This is a genomic window from Nocardia sp. NBC_01009, assembly GCF_045208035.1.
Taxonomy (GTDB): Bacteria; Actinomycetota; Actinomycetes; order Mycobacteriales; family Mycobacteriaceae; genus Nocardia.
This window is the reverse complement of the sequence record NZ_CP108695.1, coordinates 7,311,986-7,330,238: the sequence shown is the minus strand read 5'-3', so window position 1 is coordinate 7,330,238 and position 18,253 is coordinate 7,311,986. Positions and strand designations below refer to the sequence as shown.

Sequence of the window (18,253 nt, the reverse complement as noted above, 5' to 3'; positions counted from 1 at the left end):
GTCCCGGATCGGCCGCCGACATCGTCGATGGACCAGATCCGTAGATAGTATATGACTTATACTATAAGTCGAATGTTAAAGTTTGGCGATGTCTTGACCAGTGGAAATGGAGGTTCGCGGCGATGTCCGGCGAGAAGCTGTCCGACCAGCTCGTGCGCATGTGGCGGCTGCCGACCGGGCCGCGGCTCGGCCGGCCCGCGGAACTGGACGTGGACCGAGTTGTCGGCACGGCGGTCGCACTGGCCGACCGCGCCGGACTCCAGGGCGCGACACTGCCGAAGATCGCTGCGGCACTGGGTGTTACGCCGATGTCGCTGTACCGTCACATCGGCTCCAAAGACGAACTGAACGATTTGATGGCAGACCTCGGCTTCGGCCCGGCGACGGAACTCGCCGTCTCGCAAGGGGAATGGCGCGCGGATCTGCGGCGCTGGGCACTCGCACAGCTCGAAGTCTTCCGCCGCCACCCTTGGTTGACCCAGTTGCCGATCAGTGGCCCGCCGCGTGGGCCCAACGCGATCGACTGGATGGACGCCGGCCTGCGCGCCTTACGCGCCACAAAGTTGGACTGGGCCGCAAAGGTCGGTGTCATCATGGTCGTCAGCGGCTATGTCCGGCAGGGTTTTGTGCTGGCGCACCAACTCGAACATGGCAGCCGAGCTGCCGGTCTCGACCAGGCGCAGGTCGAACAGAATTATGGCCGTGACCTGGCTCGTCTTGTCGATCCCGACCGACACCCGGATGCCGCACAGCTCTTCGGATCCAACATTTTCCAACCGCCGCCCGTCGTCGAGGGAAGCGACGATCACGATTTCACCTTCGGCCTCGAACTCATACTGGACGGCGTTGCCGCCGCTGTTCTCGACGCGGAGCAGGGGGAGGTCGGTGCATCGTGATCCGCCGCGAATCTCATGGGTTCGGTGGCCGCGGCGAGCACACTTTCGTGGCGCCGCGGAGCGGACGCCTGCCGCACACGGCGCGCCCACGTCCGACGCGGTAATCGTTGTGCGACCGCAACATTGCGATCTCGGACCGGTCTCGAACTAGCCCGTTTGTTGCCTCCGCCCGCCGTCAGAGCCGTTTCCGTGACATGCGCATCGGACTCGGGTTCGCTACCGCAGCGCCCAGGGAACGTCGGTTTGCTCACAGTGGGAGGTGTCAGATGTGGAGGAATTCGTCGGATGATGGCATTGTTGACGTCGAGATCGGGCTTATCAAAGTGATCTGCCCGGCTCGCCTACAGGAAGTAAGAAGTAAAGAACATGGCTCAAGGCAGTGTGAAGTGGTTCAACAGCGAAAAGGGCTTCGGCTTTATCGCCCAAGACGGAGGCGGCCCTGACGTCTTCGTGCATTACTCGGCCGTTAGCGGCTCGGGTTTCCGGTCCCTCGAAGAGGGCCAGCGCGTGGAGTTCGAGATCGGCCAGGGCCAGAAGGGTCCGCAGGCCCAGGACGTCCGCGCTATCTGATCAAGCGTGACTTCTGAGAGGCTCGCACCCGGCAGGGGGTGCGGGCCTCTTGCCATATCCGGGGGCGGATCGGCTCAGGAGATTTTGGCGAACTGGACGTGGGTGACGGTGGGGGAGCTCACGATTGACGTGCATTCGTATCCGGGCAGTATCCCGAGCTCGTCGTAGAGTCGTTCGCCCGCGCCGAGCAGGATCGGGACGACGGCCAGGTGCAACTCGTCCACCAAGCCCGCGAGCAGGAACTGCCGGACGGCCGATGCGCCGCCCGCCAACCGCACATCCGCGCCATCGGCAGCTTTGAGCGCCTGGCGCAACACTTCTTCCGGGGTCTCGTTCACGAAGTGGAACGTGGTGCCGCCCGCCATCGAGACCGACGGCCGCTGGTGGTGGGTCATCACGAAAGTGTCGTGGTGGTAGGGCGGGTTGTCGCCCCACCAGCCGGTCCATTCGTGGTCTGTCCATGGTCCGCGGATCGGTCCGAACATGTTGCGGCCCATGATTGTTGCGCCGATTCCGACGTCGCCGGCCACGACGAAGTCGTTGTCGATGCCGGTGTCGCCGTCGGCGTCCTCGCCGCCCATCGAGCGACCGTATTTCGTGGCGAACGCCCAATCGTGCAGCCGCATGCCGCCTTCGCCGAGGGGGTTGTCGTGACCTTGGTTCGGTCCTGCGACATATCCGTCCAGGGAGATCGCAAGGTTGTGTACGCGCAGCTTCGGCATGATGACCCCTTCGTCAGGTGATTGCATTTTGCAATCGCTTGTGGAGTACTGTAGGCGCAACTGGTTGTATATTGCAATCAGAAGTTTCGAGATTCTTTATCGGCATGGGAAGGGAGCACCACATGCGCGACGACGGACGCTCGGGTTGCCCGATCAACGCGACCATCGAGGTGATCGGCGACCGGTGGACGCTGCTGGTGCTGCGCGACGTGATGTTCGGCAGCCGGCGATACTTCCGCGAGCTGCTGGCCGGATCCGAGGAGGGCATCGCGTCGAACATCCTGTCCGACCGGCTCAAGCGCCTCGTCGCGGCCGGCCTGCTCAGCCGCGAAGACACCCGCCCCGGCCAGAAAGCCGAGTACCGGCTGACCGAACCTGCCATCCAGCTGGTGCCGATCATGGCCCACCTCGGTGCGTGGGGGCTGCGGCACCGGCCGACGACGAAACGCCTCCGGGTACGCGCCGAACTGCTCGAGGAGGGTGGCCCGCAGCTCTGGAACGAGTTCATGGACGAACTGCGCGAATCCCATCTCGGTATCCCGCGGCCCGATCCGAGCGGTCCGCGGGCGACGGAACGACTCGCTCAGGCCTACGCTGCGGCGACCGCCGAATCGTAGTGCCGCACTGCTCGACTCGGATGCGGATGTTGGCGACGTGGCTTGGACGCCGATGCTGCAGGCGTGACTTGGACGCCGGTGCCGTCGACGTGACTCGACGCCGATGCTGCAGGTGTGACTTGGACGCCGATGTCGTCGACGCGATTTCGGCGCCGGTCGTGCAACCGGTAAACCCCGCGTCATTCAGGAACGTTCGTAGACAGTCCGTGCGGCGACGGTGGTGGTCGAATCATCCTGCGGCACGACATCTCTCGTTGGTCCTGACGCGACCGGCCAGTTCCGGGACAAGCTCCGACCCGCACACGCCGCAGCGTGCGCTGCGCACAACTAACCGAGGCGCGCCGACCTGCTCCGGCGGCGAAGCTCCAGTCGCCCCCGGCATCCCATGCCACAGCCGCCCCCGGTCCGCGCTACCGCAACCGGTCCCGCTCGCACTCGCCGAACTGGATGGCTTCGGAATCTGCGACCTTCAGGAGACCGGCGCTACCTCGGGTGGTGTGACCGCAACGACTTCCTTCCGGAAGAAGTCTGCGGTCGCCGCGTGTACGCGCGCCAGGTCGCGGTCCGGAGTCTTCGGGAAAGCCGCTGCGGCGCGGTCGAATTCGGCGGCGATGAAGTCGGCGATCGGCGCGGGAACGGTGCCGCTACCCATTTCGCGGGTGCGGGACTCGAGCTCGGTGAGCTCGGCGACGGTCGCGATGAGATCCGCGGGCAGATCGCACTGCTCCAGTAGCGTCGGCAGGTGCATGGGCGCAACGGCAGCATCGGGATGCTCGCGCAACCAGCGCAGTGCCATCGCCGGGCGGAGCGAATAGAACACCTTCTTCAGCGACCGGCGCTTGTCGAACAGCGACCATTGCCTGCTGCCCAGGTGCAGATAGTGGCGGGCCACCTGGTTGCGATCGGCGACCTCGGTTGCCAAGGCGCGCAGCTCATCACGAAAGCGGGCGTCGCCGCGGTACACGATCGGCGACATCAACCACTCGATCAAGACGGCATTGCCCTTGACCAACAGTCGCAATGCCTTGGCCAGATCCCAGCCGTTCACATCCAGCAGACCGGCCAGCGGAGTCTCGATTACGTCCCTGGTCCGCCACGGCGACAGATAGGTGTCGAGGTTTGCCACGTAGACGAACCGGCAGTCGTAGTCCGAATCGGGGGAGGGGAAACCCCATGCCCGGCTGCCGCTCTCGATCGCCAACCGCACCGTGACCCGATTCTCCTGCTCGACCCGATTGAGCTCGGCGTCGATGGATCCGACGACCGTCGGGTCCATGGAGTCGGGGATCGAGCGCAGAGACATCCGACGATGCTATGTGCCAGTGATTGCGCTGTGCAGCCCATTTTCGCGCTGACCGGTTCGAAGCGCCTGCCGAATGCGCGGCCGGTTGCGTCGGGTGCTCGGCGGTGCTGCTGCCGACTGGTCGACCCGCGCTGGATAGTTCACGCTGCATGTCGTCCGGCGTGTGTAATCGCCATGTTTGTCCGAGTTTCTATCGGACGTGAACAGTGGCAATTCTCAGGCAATTGCCAAGTTCCCCTTAGGAATTCGCAACATAGATCCTTTGCCGGAGTAATTATGGGCATTGAAAACCGGCGTTGACCTGGCGCGTCGGCATCAGGGCTGCTCAGGATGCTTATGGACGGTTGTCCAGCTCACGATTGAGATCAAAATGTAATCTGAGTCACATTATTGCAGAATTCCGTAACCTGATTTGCGGGAGCCCCGATGTGCAGTGTGTTAGCCAGTCAGACTGGATTTCGTTCGACGAGAGGTAAGAAATGATCCCCGTTATCATCGACACCGGTAGTGCCGCCCTGAACGGTCTTCTGAGCACTGGCAGTGCGGCTCTGCACGGCATCCTCAGCACTCTGTGGACCGGTTCTTTCGGCGGCTGAGTAAGTATGACGGTCGATTGACTCGACTTCCAGCAGGCCCCGGGCGCCGATCGGCGCCGGGGGCCTGCTGTATTTCCTGGTCGAGTCGAGTGCGGACATGCCGCTGCGCAGGCTCATCGATCGCACTGACGGCGGCCGCCTGCCGGGGGGTAAAAAGCCGCGAACCCGCGCCCACTAAGCTGAACGGCGGTAATTGCCGACCCCCTTTCTCCCCAGGAGTACTCCACCGTGAGCCAAGCAGGCCGTCCTGTTGTTCTGATCGCCGACAAGCTCGCCCAGTCGACCGTCGATGCGCTTGGTGACGGTGTCGAGGTGCGGTGGGTCGACGGACCCGATCGCCCGGCGCTGCTCGCCGCGGTCCCCGAGGCCGACGCACTGCTCGTGCGCTCCGCGACCACGGTCGACGCCGAGGTGCTCGAGGCGGGCAAGAACCTGAAGATCGTCGCGCGCGCAGGCGTCGGCCTCGACAATGTCGAGGTGCCCGCCGCCACCGAGCGCGGCGTCATGGTCGTCAACGCGCCGACCTCCAACATCCACACCGCCGCCGAGCACGCCGTCACGCTGCTGCTCGCCGCCGCTCGCCAGATCCCGGCTGCCGACGCGACCCTGCGCGAGCGCACCTGGCAGCGCAGCAAGTTCAACGGTGTCGAGATCTTCGACAAGACCGTCGGCGTCGTCGGCCTCGGCCGCATCGGCCAGCTGTTCGCCGCGCGCCTTGCCGCCTTCGAAACCAAGATCATCGCCTACGACCCCTACGTGTCGCCCGCTCGCGCCGCACAGCTCGGCATCGAGCTGCTGAGCCTGGACGAGCTGCTCGAGCGCGCAGACCTGATCTCCGTGCACCTGCCGAAGACCCCCGAGACCAAGGGCATCATCGGCAAGGAAGCCCTCGCCAAGACCAAGCCGGGCGTGATCATCGTCAACGCCGCCCGTGGTGGACTCGTCGACGAGCAGGCGCTCGCCGACGCCATCAAGTCCGGGCACGTGCGGGCCGCCGGCCTCGACGTGTTCGAGACCGAGCCGTGCACCGACAGCCCGCTGTTCGACCTGCCGCAGGTCGTGGTGACCCCGCACCTCGGCGCCTCCACCTCCGAGGCGCAGGACCGCGCGGGCACCGATGTCGCCAAGTCCGTGCTGCTCGCGCTGGCCGGTGAATTCGTGCCGGGCGCCGTGAACGTCACCGGCGGCTCGGTCGGCGATTCGGTCGCGCCGTGGCTGGACATCGTCCGCAAGCAGGGCGCGCTGCTGGGTGCACTGTCCAACGAGCTGCCGGTCAGCCTCGAGGTTCAGGTGCGCGGCGAGCTGGCCTCCGAAGACGTTGCGGTGCTGGAGCTTTCCGCGCTGCGCGGCGTCTTCTCGGCACTGGTCGAAGACCAGGTCACCTTCGTGAACGCACCCGCGCTCGCCAAGGATCGCGGCATCAGCGCCCAGGTGACCACCGCGTCGGAGAGCCCGAGCCACCGCAGCGTCGTCGATCTGCGCGCGGTGTTCGGCGACGGCAGCACGCTGAACGTGGCGGGCACCCTGACCGAGCCGCAGCTGGTCCAGAAGATCGTCAACATCAACGGCCGCAACTACGACCTGCGCGCCGAGGGCCTGAACCTGGCCGTCCTGAACTACGAGGACAGGCCGGGCGCACTGGGCAAGATCGGCACCAAGCTCGGCGAGGCGGGGATCGACATCCTTGCCGCGCAGCTGAGCCAGGACGTCGACAAGGAAGGCGCCACCGTCGTGCTGCGCGTCAACCGTGACGTCACCCCCGAAGTCCAGACCGCCATCGCCGAGTCCGTCGGCGCAGGCAAGGTCGTCCAGGTCGACCTGTTCTGATCGATCGGCCGAGGCGCGAGCGATCGTAGTTGCCCCGGCCCTTTCGAGAACCCCGTTGCGCGCCGTCACCAATGGTGACGGCGCGCAACGTATGAACGGGCGCACCGGGCGGTGACTGCCGGGGGCAACGCAGCGCGGGCACAAACCGTGCAGCGACGGCCGTGGTCGGTGCGTAGTTGGTGGCGGCTCAGTTGGGTCGTCGGGGGCGGTTGCCGGCTACGGCATCCGTGGGCGGTGGTCCGTGGGTGCGCAGTTGGTGGCAGTTTCGCCGGGGTCGTCGGTGGTTTGCGGCTATGCAACCGTCAGCGATGGCCCGTGAGTGAGCAGCCCCTCGCCGGATCGTGGGGTGGCTATGTCTACGGAGCCGCGGGGCGGCTCGTGGCGTGCGGAACTGGTGGCAGCCTCGCGGGGTCGTGGGGTGGTGACGTCTACGCAGCCATGAGCTGTGGCCCGTGGCGGATGCGAGCCGGCATCGGATACGTCTCGTCATCATGGCGCTTTGGCCGACGGACCCGCAGCATGACCGCGCCCGACGATGGACCGTCGTGATGCACCAAGTACGGTGATGTTGCTGCTGTTCGCTCGATGGGATACGTGCGGACGCATAGCGTCGGCCCGGGTTCGCGAAGGCATCCGAATATCAGGGCGGGCGCGTACAGCTCGCCGTGAACCCGGCGACGCCGGTGACCGGCAATACTGAACGGAGCATTGTTGTCATGAAGCTTGCTGTCATCCCCGGTGACGGAATCGGTCCCGAGGTCATCGCCGAGGCACTGAAGGTGCTCGATGTGGTGGTGCCCGGCGTCGCGAAGACCGAGTACGACCTCGGTGCCAAGCGCTACCACGCGACCGGTGAGATCCTCCCGGATTCGGTGCTGCCGGAGCTCAAGCAGCACGACGCGATCCTGCTCGGTGCGATCGGCGATCCGTCGGTGCCCAGCGGTGTGCTCGAGCGCGGGCTGCTGCTGCACACCCGGTTCGCGCTGGACCACCACGTGAACCTGCGGCCTTCGAAGCTGTATCCCGGGGTGACCAGCCCGCTGTCCGGCAATCCCGACATCGATTTCGTCGTCGTGCGTGAAGGCACCGAAGGGCCGTACACCGGCACCGGCGGCGCGATTCGGGTGCGGACCCCGCACGAGGTCGCCACCGAGGTCAGCACCAACACCCGCTTCGGCATCGAACGCGTCGTGCGCTACGCCTTCGCCAAGGCACAGGCCCGCCGCAAGCACCTCACCCTGGTGCACAAGACCAACGTGCTGACCTTCGCCGGTTCGCTGTGGCAGCGCACCGTCGACGAGGTCGCCACCGAGTTCCCCGACGTGCAGATCGCCTATCAGCACATCGATGCCGCGACCATCCACATGGTCAACGACCCGGGCCGCTTCGACGTGATCGTCACCGACAACCTGTTCGGCGACATCATCACCGACCTCGCGGCCGCGGTGAGCGGTGGCATCGGCCTGGCAGCCAGCGGCAACATCGACGCCTCCGGCACCAACCCGAGCATGTTCGAGCCCGTGCACGGCAGCGCCCCCGACATCGCCGGCCAGTCCAAAGCCGACCCCACCGCCGCCATCCTGTCGGTCTCCCTACTGCTCAACCACCTCGGCAACACCGAAGCAGCCACCCGCATCGAGTCCGCAGTAGCCAAGGACCTCGCATCCCGCACCGGCACCGCCTCCACCACCGAGGTCGGCGACCGAATCGCCGCCGCAGTCTGACCAACCCCCCCAACCCCCAACCCCCGCGCCCGAAACCAGGCGCGGGGGCTGCGTGCCTCCCCCACTTTCCGCCGAACGCCACACGTCAGGGAGTCCCCCGCCGGCGGTATGAGCCACCATTTCTCTCACGTCGATCTGAGCGGCTGGGTGTGAGGACTGCCTGTGGTTATGTTCCAGTGATTGGTGGTGAAAGTGCTGGTCCCTCAGGGGTTTCGGGGCTGTTGTTCGGTTCGGTGGTCGGTGGGGACCAGTGGGATGGCGGCTGCTGCCAGGACTGCTGCGGCCAGGTAGGCGGTGGGGAAGCCGGTTGCGGTGATGAGGGCGCCGAAGGCGGGTGGGATGGCGGCCATGGCGAGGTTTTGGCCGGTGTTCTGGATGCCCAGGCCGCGGCCGCTCCAGTAAGGGCCTGCGATTTCGGCGACGGCGGTGAAGGCAAGTCCGTTGTCGGCGACCGTGATTACCGATGCCGCGATCAACAGGGGGATGGCTGCCCACCAGGAATGTGTCCATGCGGTCAGAGCCAGGCCGGCCATGGCGAGCACGGCGGCGATGGCGACGGTGCGCAACGGACCCAGTCGGCTGCCGACCCGATCCGACCAGTGGCCGGCGCCGATTCTGCCTAAGGCGCCCAGGATTTGGGTTGCGGTGACCAACGCGCCCGCGGTCGTCAACGACCAGCCGACATCGCGGTGCAGCCACAGCAGCGCGAAAGTCCACACCGTGCCCTGAGGTACACACAACAGCACGGATACCGCGTGGATGCGCCACAGGGTGGAATCACCACGATAGGGATTGGCCCGATCGGCTGCTTTGCCCTCGGGGCGGGGTGGGTCGATGATCCAGATCAGGCAGCCGATGGCCGCGGCGCCCGCCATGACGGTCGGAACCAGGATGGCGACCGAAATCCCGTGTGCCGCAGCGACGGCGGGGATCGCCAGCGCGCCGACACCGACGCCCAAAGGCTGTGCGGTCTGCCGAATTCCCATCGCCAGGCCACGCCGATGCGGCGGAAACCAGCCGACGATGACGCGGCCGCTGGCGCCGTTGGTGCTCGCAGCGCCGATGCCGCCCAAGAACAAGAGGATGCCGAAGACGACGTAGTTCGACGCTGTTGCGGCCGCGGTTCCCGCCACCAGCATCAGCAGTGGTCCGCCGACCAGCACCTTGCGCTCGCCGATGCGATCGACAACGTAGCCCCAGGCGATCAATGTGCAGACCAGCCCGACCGTGGGCATCGCCACCAGCAGGCCTGCGGTGGCCAAGGGCATGCCGCCCGCGGTCAGTGCGGGCAGCAGGAACGGAACGCCGTGGATGAAGACCGCGCTCGAGGACTGTGCGAAGACTCCGAGGCCGAGCATGGACCACCGTCGGACCTCGCGGATCTGCGTCACGGTAGCCATCGGCCTCACCTCTGAATCTCATAATGTGGAACTTTGTTCTCACTGAATGAACATCGGATCTTACCGTACACCCGGTCGGCAACCCGATTTCGGGTTCGTGCTGTCGATCGGATCACACGGTCGCGGTTCCCCGTGCGAGCAAAATGTCGTAAGCATCGCTACTGACGCATCTGCGATGGAGCCGGTCTCACCAGCGACCGTCTGTGGCCCGGTCGCGTTTGAGCAGCCGAAGCGCATGTGTCGCAGGGGTGAGCATTGGCTGCTGGGCTGCAGGCCCGTTCGCTGAGTCGTTCGGCCGCTCGGTCGTGAGCCTCCTGGGTCGCGAACACGTTGCCGCAAGCGCCGCAGATCCGGTGCAGGCGCGTTCGGGCAGGTCGAAGGTGGTGGATAGACTGCGGGTCATGCGTCTAGGTCGAGTTGCCAGTCCCGATGGGGTCGCTTTCGTCAGCATCGAGGGAGAGGGAAGCGACACCGTCGCCAAGGAGATTGCGGAGCACCCGTTCGGTACGCCGACGTTCACCGGGCGGAGTTGGCCGCTGGCCGACGTGCGCTTGCTCGCGCCGATCCTGGCGAGCAAGGTGGTGTGCATCGGCAAGAATTACGCCGCACACGCGGCCGAGATGGGCGGGCCCGCCCCGGAGGATCCGGTGATCTTCCTCAAGCCGAATACCTCGATCATCGGGCCGAACGCGCCGATCATCTTGCCGCCCAGTTCCTCTCAGGTCGACTATGAGGGCGAACTGGCCGTGGTGATCGGGCGTCCGTGCAAGGACGTGCCCGCAGCGCGGGCTATGGACGTGGTGCTCGGCTACACCGCCGCCAACGATGTCACTGCCCGTGATCAGCAGCGTCACGATGGCCAGTGGACCAGGGGCAAGGGCTACGACACCTTCTGCCCGCTCGGCCCATGGATCGAAACCTCCTTGGACCCATCGGATCTGGAGATTGTGACCGAGCTGGCGGGCGAGGTTCGCCAGCGCAGCCGCACTTCGCTTCTGCTGCACGACATTCCGAAGCTCATCGAGTGGGTCAGCACCGTAATGACGCTGCTGCCAGGCGATGTGATTCTGACCGGGACCCCGGAGGGTGTCGGCCCGGTGCAGGCCGGGCAGCAGGTATCGGTGACCATCGAAGGCATCGGCACTCTCACGAATCCTGTTGCGGCTAAACAGCGTTAGCGACCGCATGTCGGTCGCTCGAAAGAGTCCGTCAGCGACTACTTGTAGGTCGCTCGAAAGGGCCCGCAGACGATTGCTTGCGGGGTCGCTCGAAACAACCTCATCGAAAGAGAGCCATGACTGAAGTACGGGTCCGTTTCTGCCCGTCGCCCACCGGGACACCGCATGTCGGCCTCATCCGGACGGCGCTGTTCAACTGGGCGTACGCCCGCCATACCGGCGGAAAATTCGTCTTCCGTATCGAAGACACCGATGCGGCACGCGATTCCGAAGAGTCCTACCGCGCAATTCTTGATGCGTTGCGCTGGCTCGGCCTCACCTGGGACGAAGGCCCGGAGGTCGGCGGCCCGTATGAGCCATACCGGCAGTCGCTGCGGCGTGATTTGCATCTCGATGTGGTGGCGAAGTTGCTGGAGGCGGGAGAAGCGTACGAATCCTTTTCCACGCCTGAGGAAGTCGAGGAACGTCACCGCACTGCGGGCCGCGATCCGAAACTGGGGTACGACAACTTCGACAGGGATCTGACGCCCCAGGCGATCGAGGCCTACCGGGCTGCCGGACGCCCGGCGGTGATTCGGCTGCGGATGCCCGACGAGGACCTCACCTGGCACGACCTCGTGCGCGGCGAGACCACGTTCAAGGCGGGCACTGTGCCGGACTTCGCGCTCACCCGGGGCAATGGCGACCCGCTCTATACGCTGGTCAACCCGGTCGACGACGCGCTGATGAAGATCACCCACGTGTTGCGCGGCGAGGACCTGCTCTCCTCGACGCCGCGGCAGCTCGCCCTTTACCGCGCATTGCGCCGCATCGGGGTGGCCGACTTCACCCCCGAATTCGGCCATCTGCCGTTCGTAATGGGGCAGGGCAACAAGAAGTTGTCCAAGCGTGATCCGGAGTCGAATCTGTTCGCCCATCGCGATCGCGGATTCATCCCGGAGGGTTTGCTGAACTATCTCGCACTACTCGGCTGGAGCATCGCGGACGATCACGATGTGTTCTCGATGGCAGAGATGGTTGCCGCCTTCGATATTTCGAAAGTAAATTCGAATCCGGCTCGTTTCGACCAGAAGAAGGCCGATGCGCTGAACGCTGAACATATACGGTTGCTGGAGCATGGTGATTTCACTCACCGACTGCGTGAGTATCTGACCGAACACAACCACATCGGCGCCGAAATCGATGAGAAGACGTTTGCAGCGGCGGCCGAACTGGTGCAGACCAGGATCGTGGTTTTGTCCGATGCGTGGGATCTGCTGCGATTCCTGTTCGCACCCGTAGAAGAGTTCGCGATCGACCCGGCTGCGGGGTCGAAGAATCTCGGTGCGGATGCCACTCCGGTATTGCAGGCCGCTATTGCCGCGCTGGAGCCGTTGACGCAATGGTCGACGGCCGCAATCGAGGAAGCGCTGAAAACGGCGCTCATCGATGATCTGGGGCTCAAGCCGCGCAAAGCCTTCGCGCCGGTGCGCGTCGCGGTGACGGGTTCACACATCAGTCCGCCGCTGTACGAGTCGTTGGAGCTGCTCGGCCGGGAGGTGACACTGGAGCGGTTGCGGTCGGCGCAAGAGTGGACCGCAACGGTGTCAACCGAGTCGGTTTAGCCGAAAACAGGACGCTGACCAGCCGATTTGTAGTTACCCGGGCGCTGTTTGGTACTCTCTTTCTCGGCCAGGAACACGGCCTCGGAGTCAGCCAGACACGAGGTCGAGCGCCCGGTGCATTGGGGTATGGTGTAATTGGCAACACAGCTGATTCTGGTTCAGCCATTCTAGGTTCGAGTCCTGGTACCCCAGCGGAGTTTGTTGTCGACCTCGGTTCGCGGCCGAAAGATCAACAGCAACCGGCGATTTGGTCGCCGAGCTTCGGCCGGTTAAGCTAGCCGAGCTTCCACTGATCGAAAGATCATACGGATGGTCACCACGAAAGTGGGAGATCAGTCCTGGCCCCGTCGTCTAGCGGCCTAGGACGCCGCCCTCTCAAGGCGGTAGCGCGGGTTCGAATCCCGTCGGGGCTACAACGCGCGGAAGGCTCATGCTCATGGAGAGCATGGGCCTTTCGCGTTTCCGCGTGTTTTGTGGGGGTGCAACCCCCACACCCCGCCCGGAGGGCTGCGCCCCCGGACCCCCGGCCGGGCGGGCTGCGCCTGGCCGGGCCTGCTGGGTTTGGGCGCGCTTCCGTCTCGGCTCGACCTTCGCTTCGCTTGTTGCTGGCCCTCGACTTGGCTGGTTGTCGGCGTTGGCTCCGCTGGTGGTAGCTGTGTGGAGGGTCCCGCTTCGGCTGGCTGAGCTGGCTGCGCTGCGTTGGCTGTGCTGGGCTGGCTGCGCTGAGCTGGCTGCGCTGGACTGGGCTGGCTGCGCTGGACTGGGCTGGCTGCGCTGGACTGGGCTGGCTGCGCTGGACTGGGCTGGCTGCGCTGGACTGGGCTGAGCTGTGCTGCGCTGGCTGCTTGCGCTGGCCTGCTTGGCTGTAGCTGCGTGGAGGGTCCTGCTTCGGCCGATCTCTCCACTCCCTATTTGCCAACGCTGGCTCGGCTGACCCTATGGACCTTGCCCTGCGTGCCGGACCCCTGCTCGGCCGGCCCCAGGGCGTCGGTTGTCGCGAGTCGATTCGCCGCTGTTCGGGTCCTGTCGTCCTGCTCAGGGCATAAGTAAGGCCCTCCAGTCGGGGTGTCTGGAGGGCCTTCTCGGGTCGGCAGTTAGCCGCTCTTGCGCCGGAACTCACGCTTGTGGCTGGCGTTACCGTGCGCCGACGTGGCCTTGGACCGTCCGTCCAGGTGATCGGACGCCTTGGCGGACTGCTGGTTCTTGCGATCCAGCGCCTCCTTGAACTTGCGCTTCACCTCTTCGGCACTGCTGCCGTTGGAACTATCCGCTTCCGCCATCGCCTGCTCCTCGTCGTCGCGGCCGCGCCGCTCGTCCTCCAGACGTACGTGCGGGGCCGATTCGTGTCGAACTCTGTGACGCTAACGCGCTTGCGCCGCTCTGTCAGGCGGATTTCGGTCGCGCCGCGCCGGTCTATTCCGGCTGTGTGGTCAGGCTCTCACTGGTGCGGGGATCAGTCGAGCGCGTTGGCGGTGGTGCCGCCGAGCGGCAGCGCGGGCAGGCCGAGCTTGCGGTGATCCCAGCTGCGCAGCCGCTGCGGCACCACGCGCACTGCCACGCGCTTATGCAGCATCTGCTCGACGAAGGGGCGGACGTCCTCGCTGTAGGGCCCGGTGTAGCGCTCCCACACGCTGACGCCGACCGCGTACAGCTTGTCCGCGTCGTCGATGATCTCGGCGTGGCCTTCGATCGAGACGCCGCGCAGGGTGTCGTAGGTCTGGCCGGCCTCGACCATGCAGGTGACCCGTGGGTCGCGGCGCAGGTTGACCGCTTTCTGCGACTTCGCCTTGGTCTCGAACCAGATCTCGCCGTCGATCAGCGCGTACCACATGGCGGTCAGGTGCGGTGTGCCCTTGGGGCCGATGGTGGCCAGGGTCGCGATCCTGCTGCGCTCCAAGAAGTCGGTGATCTCGGTGTCGGACATCACGATCTGTGCCCGTTGGTTTGCTCCCATGGGGCAACTGTAGAGACTGATTACTAGAACGTGTTACAGGCGCTTGTGTAATGCGTCGGCCGCGGCGACCAGGTCTGCTGCCCAGCGCGCGCCGGGTCGCCTGCCCATGCGATCGATCGGGCCCGATACCGACACCGCGGCGATTACGGCGCCCCCCGCGTCGCGCACGGGCGCGGAGACGCTTGCCACGCCGCTTGCGCGTTCGGCGGCGCTCTGTGCCCAGCCGCGGCGGCGCACCTCGGCAAGCGCGCGCTCGCCGAAGACTGCGTCGGCCAGGATCAGGCGCTGTAGCTCGGGGTCGGCCCAGGCGAGCAGCACCTTGGCCGCGGATCCTGCGGTGAGCGGCAGTCGGGCGCCGATGGGAACGGTGTCGCGCAGGCCGACATTGGGCTCCAGAGCAGCCACGCAGACCCGTGCGTGACCATCGCGGCAATAGATCTGGACGCTCTCGCCGGTGATCTCGCGCAACCGCGGCAGGACGACCGTCGCGGCCTCGTTCAGTGGGTCGGTGGCGCCGGCGGCGAGCTCCGCGAGCGCCGGGCCCGGCCGCCACAGGCCGTTGTTGTCGCGGGCGAGCAGGCGGTGCACTTCGAGGCCGACGGCCAGCCGGTGAGCGGTGGCGCGCGGCAGGCCGGTGCGGGTGCACAGCTCGTTGAGACCCAAGGGTTGCTCTGCGACGGCGTAGAGCACTGACACCGCTTTGTCGAGGACGCCGATACCGCTATGCTGTCTCATAGAACGATACTAGCGTCTCGGATGTTGAGATCACCAATGTTGAGGAATCGACGTGGACGGCTCATTTCATCCCCTGGCGCCCGTTATCCACAAACCTGTGCAGCCGGCCCTCGCGCACTCAGCCCAGATCGCGCGGACCGGATGCTCGTCGGAAAGGGTGATCGAGAATGGCCGAACGCGCACTGACGCTGGCCGAGAAGGTGTGGGAGCAGCATGTCGTCGCTCGCGGCGAGGGTGAAGGGGCCTCGCGTGAGCCGGATCTGATCTACATCGATTTGCATCTTGTGCACGAGGTGACCAGTCCGCAGGCCTTCGACGGGCTCCGCGCCGCGGGCCGCGAGGTCCGCCGCCCCGACCTGACCATCGCCACCGAGGACCACAACGTCCCGACCATTGATATCGATCGGCCGATCGCCGACCCGATTTCGCGCACCCAGGTCGAAACCTTGCGGCGCAATTGTGCGGAATTCGGTGTGCGGCTGCACCCGATGGGCGATCTCGATCAGGGCATCGTGCATGTGGTCGGGCCGCAGCTCGGCCTGACGCAGCCCGGTACGACGGTGGTGTGCGGCGACAGCCACACCTCCACCCACGGCGCGTTCGGCGCGCTGGCGATGGGTATCGGCACCAGCGAGGTCGAACATGTTCTTGCCACCCAGACACTCTCGCTGCGCCCGTTCAAGACGATGGCGATCACCGTGGACGGCCGATTGCCGGACGGTGTCACGAGCAAGGACCTGATTTTGGCGGTTATCGCCGAGATCGGCACCGGCGGCGGTCAGGGCTATGTGCTCGAGTACCGCGGTGAGGCAATCCGCGCCATGTCGATGGAGGCGCGAATGACGATCTGCAACATGTCCATCGAAGCGGGCGCACGAGCGGGCATGATCGCCCCGGACGCGACGACCTATGAATTCCTCAAAGGTCGCCCACACGCGCCGCAGGGGGCCGACTGGGATGCCGCAGTGGCCGCCTGGGAGGCGCTGAAGACCGACGAGGGCGCGGTTTTCGACGCCGAGGTGCATATCGACGCCAGCGTGCTGACGCCGTTCGTCACCTGGGGCACCAACCCGGGACAGGGTGCGCCGCTGGGCGACACTGTGCCCGACCCGGCGCAGATTGCCGATGAGACCGCGCGTGAGTCGGCGGAGAAAGCGCTGCGGTACATGGATTTGGTGCCCGGTACTCCGCTTCGTGATGTGGCGGTGGACACCGTATTCGTCGGATCGTGCACCAACGGACGTATCGAGGATTTGCGTGCGGTGGCGGGGATTTTGAAGGGACGTCACGTTGCCGATGGCGTGCGAATGTTGGTTGTACCGGGCTCGATGAGGGTTCGAGCACAGGCGGAAAAAGAAGGACTCGGCGAGATTTTCACGGCGGCGGGCGCCGAATGGCGGCAAGCGGGTTGCTCTATGTGCTTGGGAATGAATCCCGATCAGCTGGAGCCGGGTCAGCGCTGCGCATCGACCTCGAACAGGAACTTCGAGGGCAGGCAGGGCAAAGGTGGCCGTACGCACCTTGTTTCCCCGCTCGTAGCGGCCGCGACAGCGGTCAGGGGCACCCTCTCCGCACCGGCGGATCTGAACTGACCTGCCCCCGGAGAGATCCCGCCACGGCGGGGGTCAATCCCGCCGCAGGCACTCGGGTCAATCCCGTTGCCCGCCCAAATCGCCTACCGACCCAGGAGAATCAGTTATGGAAGCCTTCACAGTGCACAAGGGGATCGGAGTGCCGTTGCGCCGATCCAATGTCGACACCGATCAGATCATTCCTGCGGTGTACCTGAAGCGTGTGACCCGCACCGGATTCGAAGACGGACTGTTCGCCGCATGGCGATCAGATCCGAACTTCATTCTGAACACCGAGCCCTACAAGCGGGGCAGTGTGCTGGTGGCAGGTCCGGATTTCGGTACCGGATCCTCACGTGAGCACGCCGTATGGGCGCTGTCGGACTACGGCTTTCGGGTAGTCATCTCATCCCGCTTCGCCGACATCTTCCGCGGCAATGCAGGCAAGGGCGGTGTACTTGCCGCACAGATGTCACAGAACGATGTCGAAATGCTCTGGAAGTTGATCGAGGAACAGCCCGGTCTCGAATTGGTTGTAGACCTCCAAGCGCGCACGGTGACGGCCGGAACCGTCGTGTTGCCGTTCGATATTGATGACTACACGCGGTGGCGTCTGCTGGAAGGATTGGATGACATCGGGCTCACGCTTCGGCGTAGCGACGCCATCGACGAGTTCGAAAAGGCAAGGCCAACTTGGAAACCCGCCACCCTGCCGGCACGTATTTCGCAAGCGTAATCACCCTGCGTAGATAGCTGTACACCCCTGGGGGCGGTAGCTGGACGTGTGCTAAACCACATGAATTTTGGCGTGGCACATAGACTCTTGCCCATTGTGGGTTTACCGTGGTACCTAGTCGGTCCGACGACGGGCCATTAGTCTGCGGAGGATTCAATGAACAAGGCGGAACTGATCGACGTTCTGACCGAAAAGTTGGGTACGGACAGGCGCACGGCCACCGCGGCAGTCGAGCACGTGGTCGACACCATCGTGCGCGCGGTGCACAAGGGTCAGAGCGTCACAATCACTGGATTCGGTGTGTTCGAACAGCGTAAGCGTGCGGCTCGCGTAGCGCGGAACCCGCGCACCGGCGAAACCGTCAAGGTGAAGCCCACTTCGGTGCCTGCGTTCCGTCCGGGTGCTCAGTTCAAGGCCGTTATTGCGGGTAAGCAGAAGCTGACCGCGAGCGGCCCCGCCGTCAAGCGCGGCGCGAATGCGCCGGTGGCGGCAAAGAAGGCGGCCGCCAAGAAGGTGGCGGCGAAGAAGGCGGCCGCCAAGAAGGCCACCGCTACCAAGGCGCCCGCCAAGACCACGGCGAAGAAGGCAGCCAAGAAGGCACCGGCAAAGACCACCGCCCGCAAGACCGCGGTCAAGGCAGCCGCGAAGAAGGCTCCGGCCAAGGCCGCCGCCGCCAAGAAGGCTCTGGCAAAGAAGGTTGTGGCCAAGAAGGTTGTGGCCGCCAAGAAGACCACAGCGGCCAAGAAGACCACCGCGGCAAAGAAGGCGCCCGCCAAGAAGACTGCGGCGAAGAAGGCTCCGGCCCGTCGGGCTCGCTGAC

16 protein-coding genes and 2 tRNA genes are annotated in these 18,253 nt (G+C 65.3%); 12 read left to right on the top strand and 6 right to left on the bottom strand.

What is annotated here, in order from left to right:
* The first annotated feature begins 122 nt into the window (after positions 1-122).
* Together OHA42_RS33035 and OHA42_RS33030 are read left to right on the top strand one after the other, a co-directional pair.
* Positions 123-896, top strand: a complete 774-nt coding sequence (locus OHA42_RS33035) for a TetR/AcrR family transcriptional regulator (RefSeq protein WP_406231752.1) — start codon at positions 123-125, stop codon at positions 894-896.
* 366 nt (positions 897-1,262) lie between these two features.
* The gene (locus OHA42_RS33030; protein ID WP_040693519.1) at positions 1,263-1,466 is read left to right on the top strand and encodes a cold-shock protein; all 204 of its coding nucleotides are present in this window, start codon (positions 1,263-1,265) and stop codon (positions 1,464-1,466) included.
* Between the two features lie 74 nt (positions 1,467-1,540).
* Here the strand turns inward: OHA42_RS33030 and OHA42_RS33025 are convergent, their stop codons facing one another.
* Entirely contained in the window at positions 1,541-2,188 is a 648-nt protein-coding gene (locus tag OHA42_RS33025; protein WP_406231750.1) for a dihydrofolate reductase family protein, read from the bottom strand.
* Positions 2,189-2,310: 122 nt separating this feature from the next.
* On the opposite strand from OHA42_RS33025, the gene OHA42_RS33020 reads away from it, so the two are divergent.
* Positions 2,311-2,805: a winged helix-turn-helix transcriptional regulator gene (locus tag OHA42_RS33020; RefSeq protein ID WP_406231748.1), complete on the top strand. Its 495-nt coding sequence runs from the start codon at positions 2,311-2,313 to the stop codon at positions 2,803-2,805.
* A gap of 469 nt (positions 2,806-3,274) precedes the next feature.
* Here the strand turns inward: OHA42_RS33020 and OHA42_RS33015 are convergent, their stop codons facing one another.
* Positions 3,275-4,108 carry a DNA polymerase beta superfamily protein gene (locus OHA42_RS33015; RefSeq protein ID WP_406231747.1) on the bottom strand — a complete coding sequence of 278 codons (834 nt, stop codon included), beginning with the start codon at positions 4,106-4,108 and terminating at the stop codon, positions 3,275-3,277.
* Between the two features lie 824 nt (positions 4,109-4,932).
* Here OHA42_RS33015 and serA point away from each other — a divergent pair.
* The gene (gene serA, locus OHA42_RS33010; protein ID WP_406231745.1) at positions 4,933-6,531 is read left to right on the top strand and encodes a phosphoglycerate dehydrogenase; all 1,599 of its coding nucleotides are present in this window, start codon (positions 4,933-4,935) and stop codon (positions 6,529-6,531) included.
* A gap of 716 nt (positions 6,532-7,247) precedes the next feature.
* The gene (locus OHA42_RS33005; RefSeq protein ID WP_328404270.1) at positions 7,248-8,255 is read left to right on the top strand and encodes a 3-isopropylmalate dehydrogenase; all 1,008 of its coding nucleotides are present in this window, start codon (positions 7,248-7,250) and stop codon (positions 8,253-8,255) included.
* Positions 8,256-8,458: 203 nt separating this feature from the next.
* Here the strand turns inward: OHA42_RS33005 and OHA42_RS33000 are convergent, their stop codons facing one another.
* On the bottom strand, positions 8,459-9,655 hold the full coding sequence (locus OHA42_RS33000; protein WP_406231742.1) for an MFS transporter: 1,197 nt from the start codon (positions 9,653-9,655) through the stop codon (positions 8,459-8,461).
* 401 nt (positions 9,656-10,056) lie between these two features.
* Here OHA42_RS33000 and OHA42_RS32995 point away from each other — a divergent pair, with 401 nt between their 5' ends.
* From OHA42_RS32995 to OHA42_RS32980, 4 genes are all read left to right on the top strand, one after another.
* The gene (locus OHA42_RS32995) at positions 10,057-10,833 is read left to right on the top strand and encodes a fumarylacetoacetate hydrolase family protein (protein WP_406231740.1); all 777 of its coding nucleotides are present in this window, start codon (positions 10,057-10,059) and stop codon (positions 10,831-10,833) included.
* 116 nt (positions 10,834-10,949) lie between these two features.
* On the top strand, positions 10,950-12,437 hold the full coding sequence (gltX, locus tag OHA42_RS32990) for a glutamate--tRNA ligase (RefSeq protein WP_406231738.1): 1,488 nt from the start codon (positions 10,950-10,952) through the stop codon (positions 12,435-12,437).
* A 120-nt stretch (positions 12,438-12,557) separates the two neighbouring features.
* Positions 12,558-12,629 (top strand) — tRNA-Gln (locus OHA42_RS32985).
* 148 nt (positions 12,630-12,777) lie between these two features.
* A tRNA-Glu gene (locus OHA42_RS32980) sits at positions 12,778-12,850 on the top strand.
* 681 nt (positions 12,851-13,531) lie between these two features.
* Here the strand turns inward: OHA42_RS32980 and OHA42_RS32975 are convergent.
* The 3 genes from OHA42_RS32975 to OHA42_RS32965 all read right to left on the bottom strand — a co-directional run bounded on the left by OHA42_RS32975 (position 13,532) and on the right by OHA42_RS32965 (position 15,126).
* Positions 13,532-13,717 carry a DUF5302 domain-containing protein gene (locus OHA42_RS32975; RefSeq protein WP_328404262.1) on the bottom strand — a complete coding sequence of 62 codons (186 nt, stop codon included), beginning with the start codon at positions 13,715-13,717 and terminating at the stop codon, positions 13,532-13,534.
* 173 nt (positions 13,718-13,890) lie between these two features.
* Positions 13,891-14,391 carry a PPOX class F420-dependent oxidoreductase gene (locus OHA42_RS32970; protein WP_406231736.1) on the bottom strand — a complete coding sequence of 167 codons (501 nt, stop codon included), beginning with the start codon at positions 14,389-14,391 and terminating at the stop codon, positions 13,891-13,893.
* Positions 14,392-14,424: 33 nt separating this feature from the next.
* Positions 14,425-15,126, bottom strand: a complete 702-nt coding sequence (locus tag OHA42_RS32965) for an IclR family transcriptional regulator (protein WP_406231734.1) — start codon at positions 15,124-15,126, stop codon at positions 14,425-14,427.
* A gap of 167 nt (positions 15,127-15,293) precedes the next feature.
* Here OHA42_RS32965 and leuC point away from each other — a divergent pair, with 167 nt between their 5' ends.
* The 3 genes from leuC to OHA42_RS32950 all read left to right on the top strand — a co-directional run bounded on the left by leuC (position 15,294) and on the right by OHA42_RS32950 (position 18,252).
* Positions 15,294-16,718: a 3-isopropylmalate dehydratase large subunit gene (gene leuC, locus OHA42_RS32960; protein ID WP_406231732.1), complete on the top strand. Its 1,425-nt coding sequence runs from the start codon at positions 15,294-15,296 to the stop codon at positions 16,716-16,718.
* A 106-nt stretch (positions 16,719-16,824) separates the two neighbouring features.
* Positions 16,825-17,433 (top strand): 3-isopropylmalate dehydratase small subunit, encoded by a 609-nt coding sequence (leuD, locus tag OHA42_RS32955; protein ID WP_328404254.1) that lies wholly within the window; start codon positions 16,825-16,827, stop codon positions 17,431-17,433.
* 156 nt (positions 17,434-17,589) lie between these two features.
* Positions 17,590-18,252, top strand: a complete 663-nt coding sequence (locus OHA42_RS32950; RefSeq protein ID WP_328404252.1) for an HU family DNA-binding protein — start codon at positions 17,590-17,592, stop codon at positions 18,250-18,252.
* Position 18,253: the final 1 nt, after the last annotated feature.

Bases quoted from the DNA above. Each gene is read 5' to 3' on its own strand.
- OHA42_RS32965 (WP_406231734.1), bottom strand. From the start codon at position 15,126: ATGAGACAGCATAGCGGTATCGGCGTCCTCGACAAAGCGGTGTCAGTG.
- leuD (WP_328404254.1), top strand. From the start codon at position 16,825: ATGGAAGCCTTCACAGTGCACAAGGGGATCGGAGTGCCGTTGCGCCGA.
- OHA42_RS33020 (WP_406231748.1), top strand. From the start codon at position 2,311: ATGCGCGACGACGGACGCTCGGGTTGCCCGATCAACGCGACCATCGAG.
- OHA42_RS33030 (WP_040693519.1), top strand. From the start codon at position 1,263: ATGGCTCAAGGCAGTGTGAAGTGGTTCAACAGCGAAAAGGGCTTCGGC.
- OHA42_RS32970 (WP_406231736.1), bottom strand. From the start codon at position 14,391: ATGGGAGCAAACCAACGGGCACAGATCGTGATGTCCGACACCGAGATC.
- OHA42_RS33015 (WP_406231747.1), bottom strand. From the start codon at position 4,108: ATGTCTCTGCGCTCGATCCCCGACTCCATGGACCCGACGGTCGTCGGA.
- gltX (WP_406231738.1), top strand. From the start codon at position 10,950: ATGACTGAAGTACGGGTCCGTTTCTGCCCGTCGCCCACCGGGACACCG.
- OHA42_RS32975 (WP_328404262.1), bottom strand. From the start codon at position 13,717: ATGGCGGAAGCGGATAGTTCCAACGGCAGCAGTGCCGAAGAGGTGAAG.
- OHA42_RS32950 (WP_328404252.1), top strand. From the start codon at position 17,590: ATGAACAAGGCGGAACTGATCGACGTTCTGACCGAAAAGTTGGGTACG.
- leuC (WP_406231732.1), top strand. From the start codon at position 15,294: ATGGCCGAACGCGCACTGACGCTGGCCGAGAAGGTGTGGGAGCAGCAT.
- OHA42_RS33035 (WP_406231752.1), top strand. From the start codon at position 123: ATGTCCGGCGAGAAGCTGTCCGACCAGCTCGTGCGCATGTGGCGGCTG.
- OHA42_RS33000 (WP_406231742.1), bottom strand. From the start codon at position 9,655: ATGGCTACCGTGACGCAGATCCGCGAGGTCCGACGGTGGTCCATGCTC.
- OHA42_RS33025 (WP_406231750.1), bottom strand. From the start codon at position 2,188: ATGCCGAAGCTGCGCGTACACAACCTTGCGATCTCCCTGGACGGATAT.
- OHA42_RS33005 (WP_328404270.1), top strand. From the start codon at position 7,248: ATGAAGCTTGCTGTCATCCCCGGTGACGGAATCGGTCCCGAGGTCATC.
- OHA42_RS32995 (WP_406231740.1), top strand. From the start codon at position 10,057: ATGCGTCTAGGTCGAGTTGCCAGTCCCGATGGGGTCGCTTTCGTCAGC.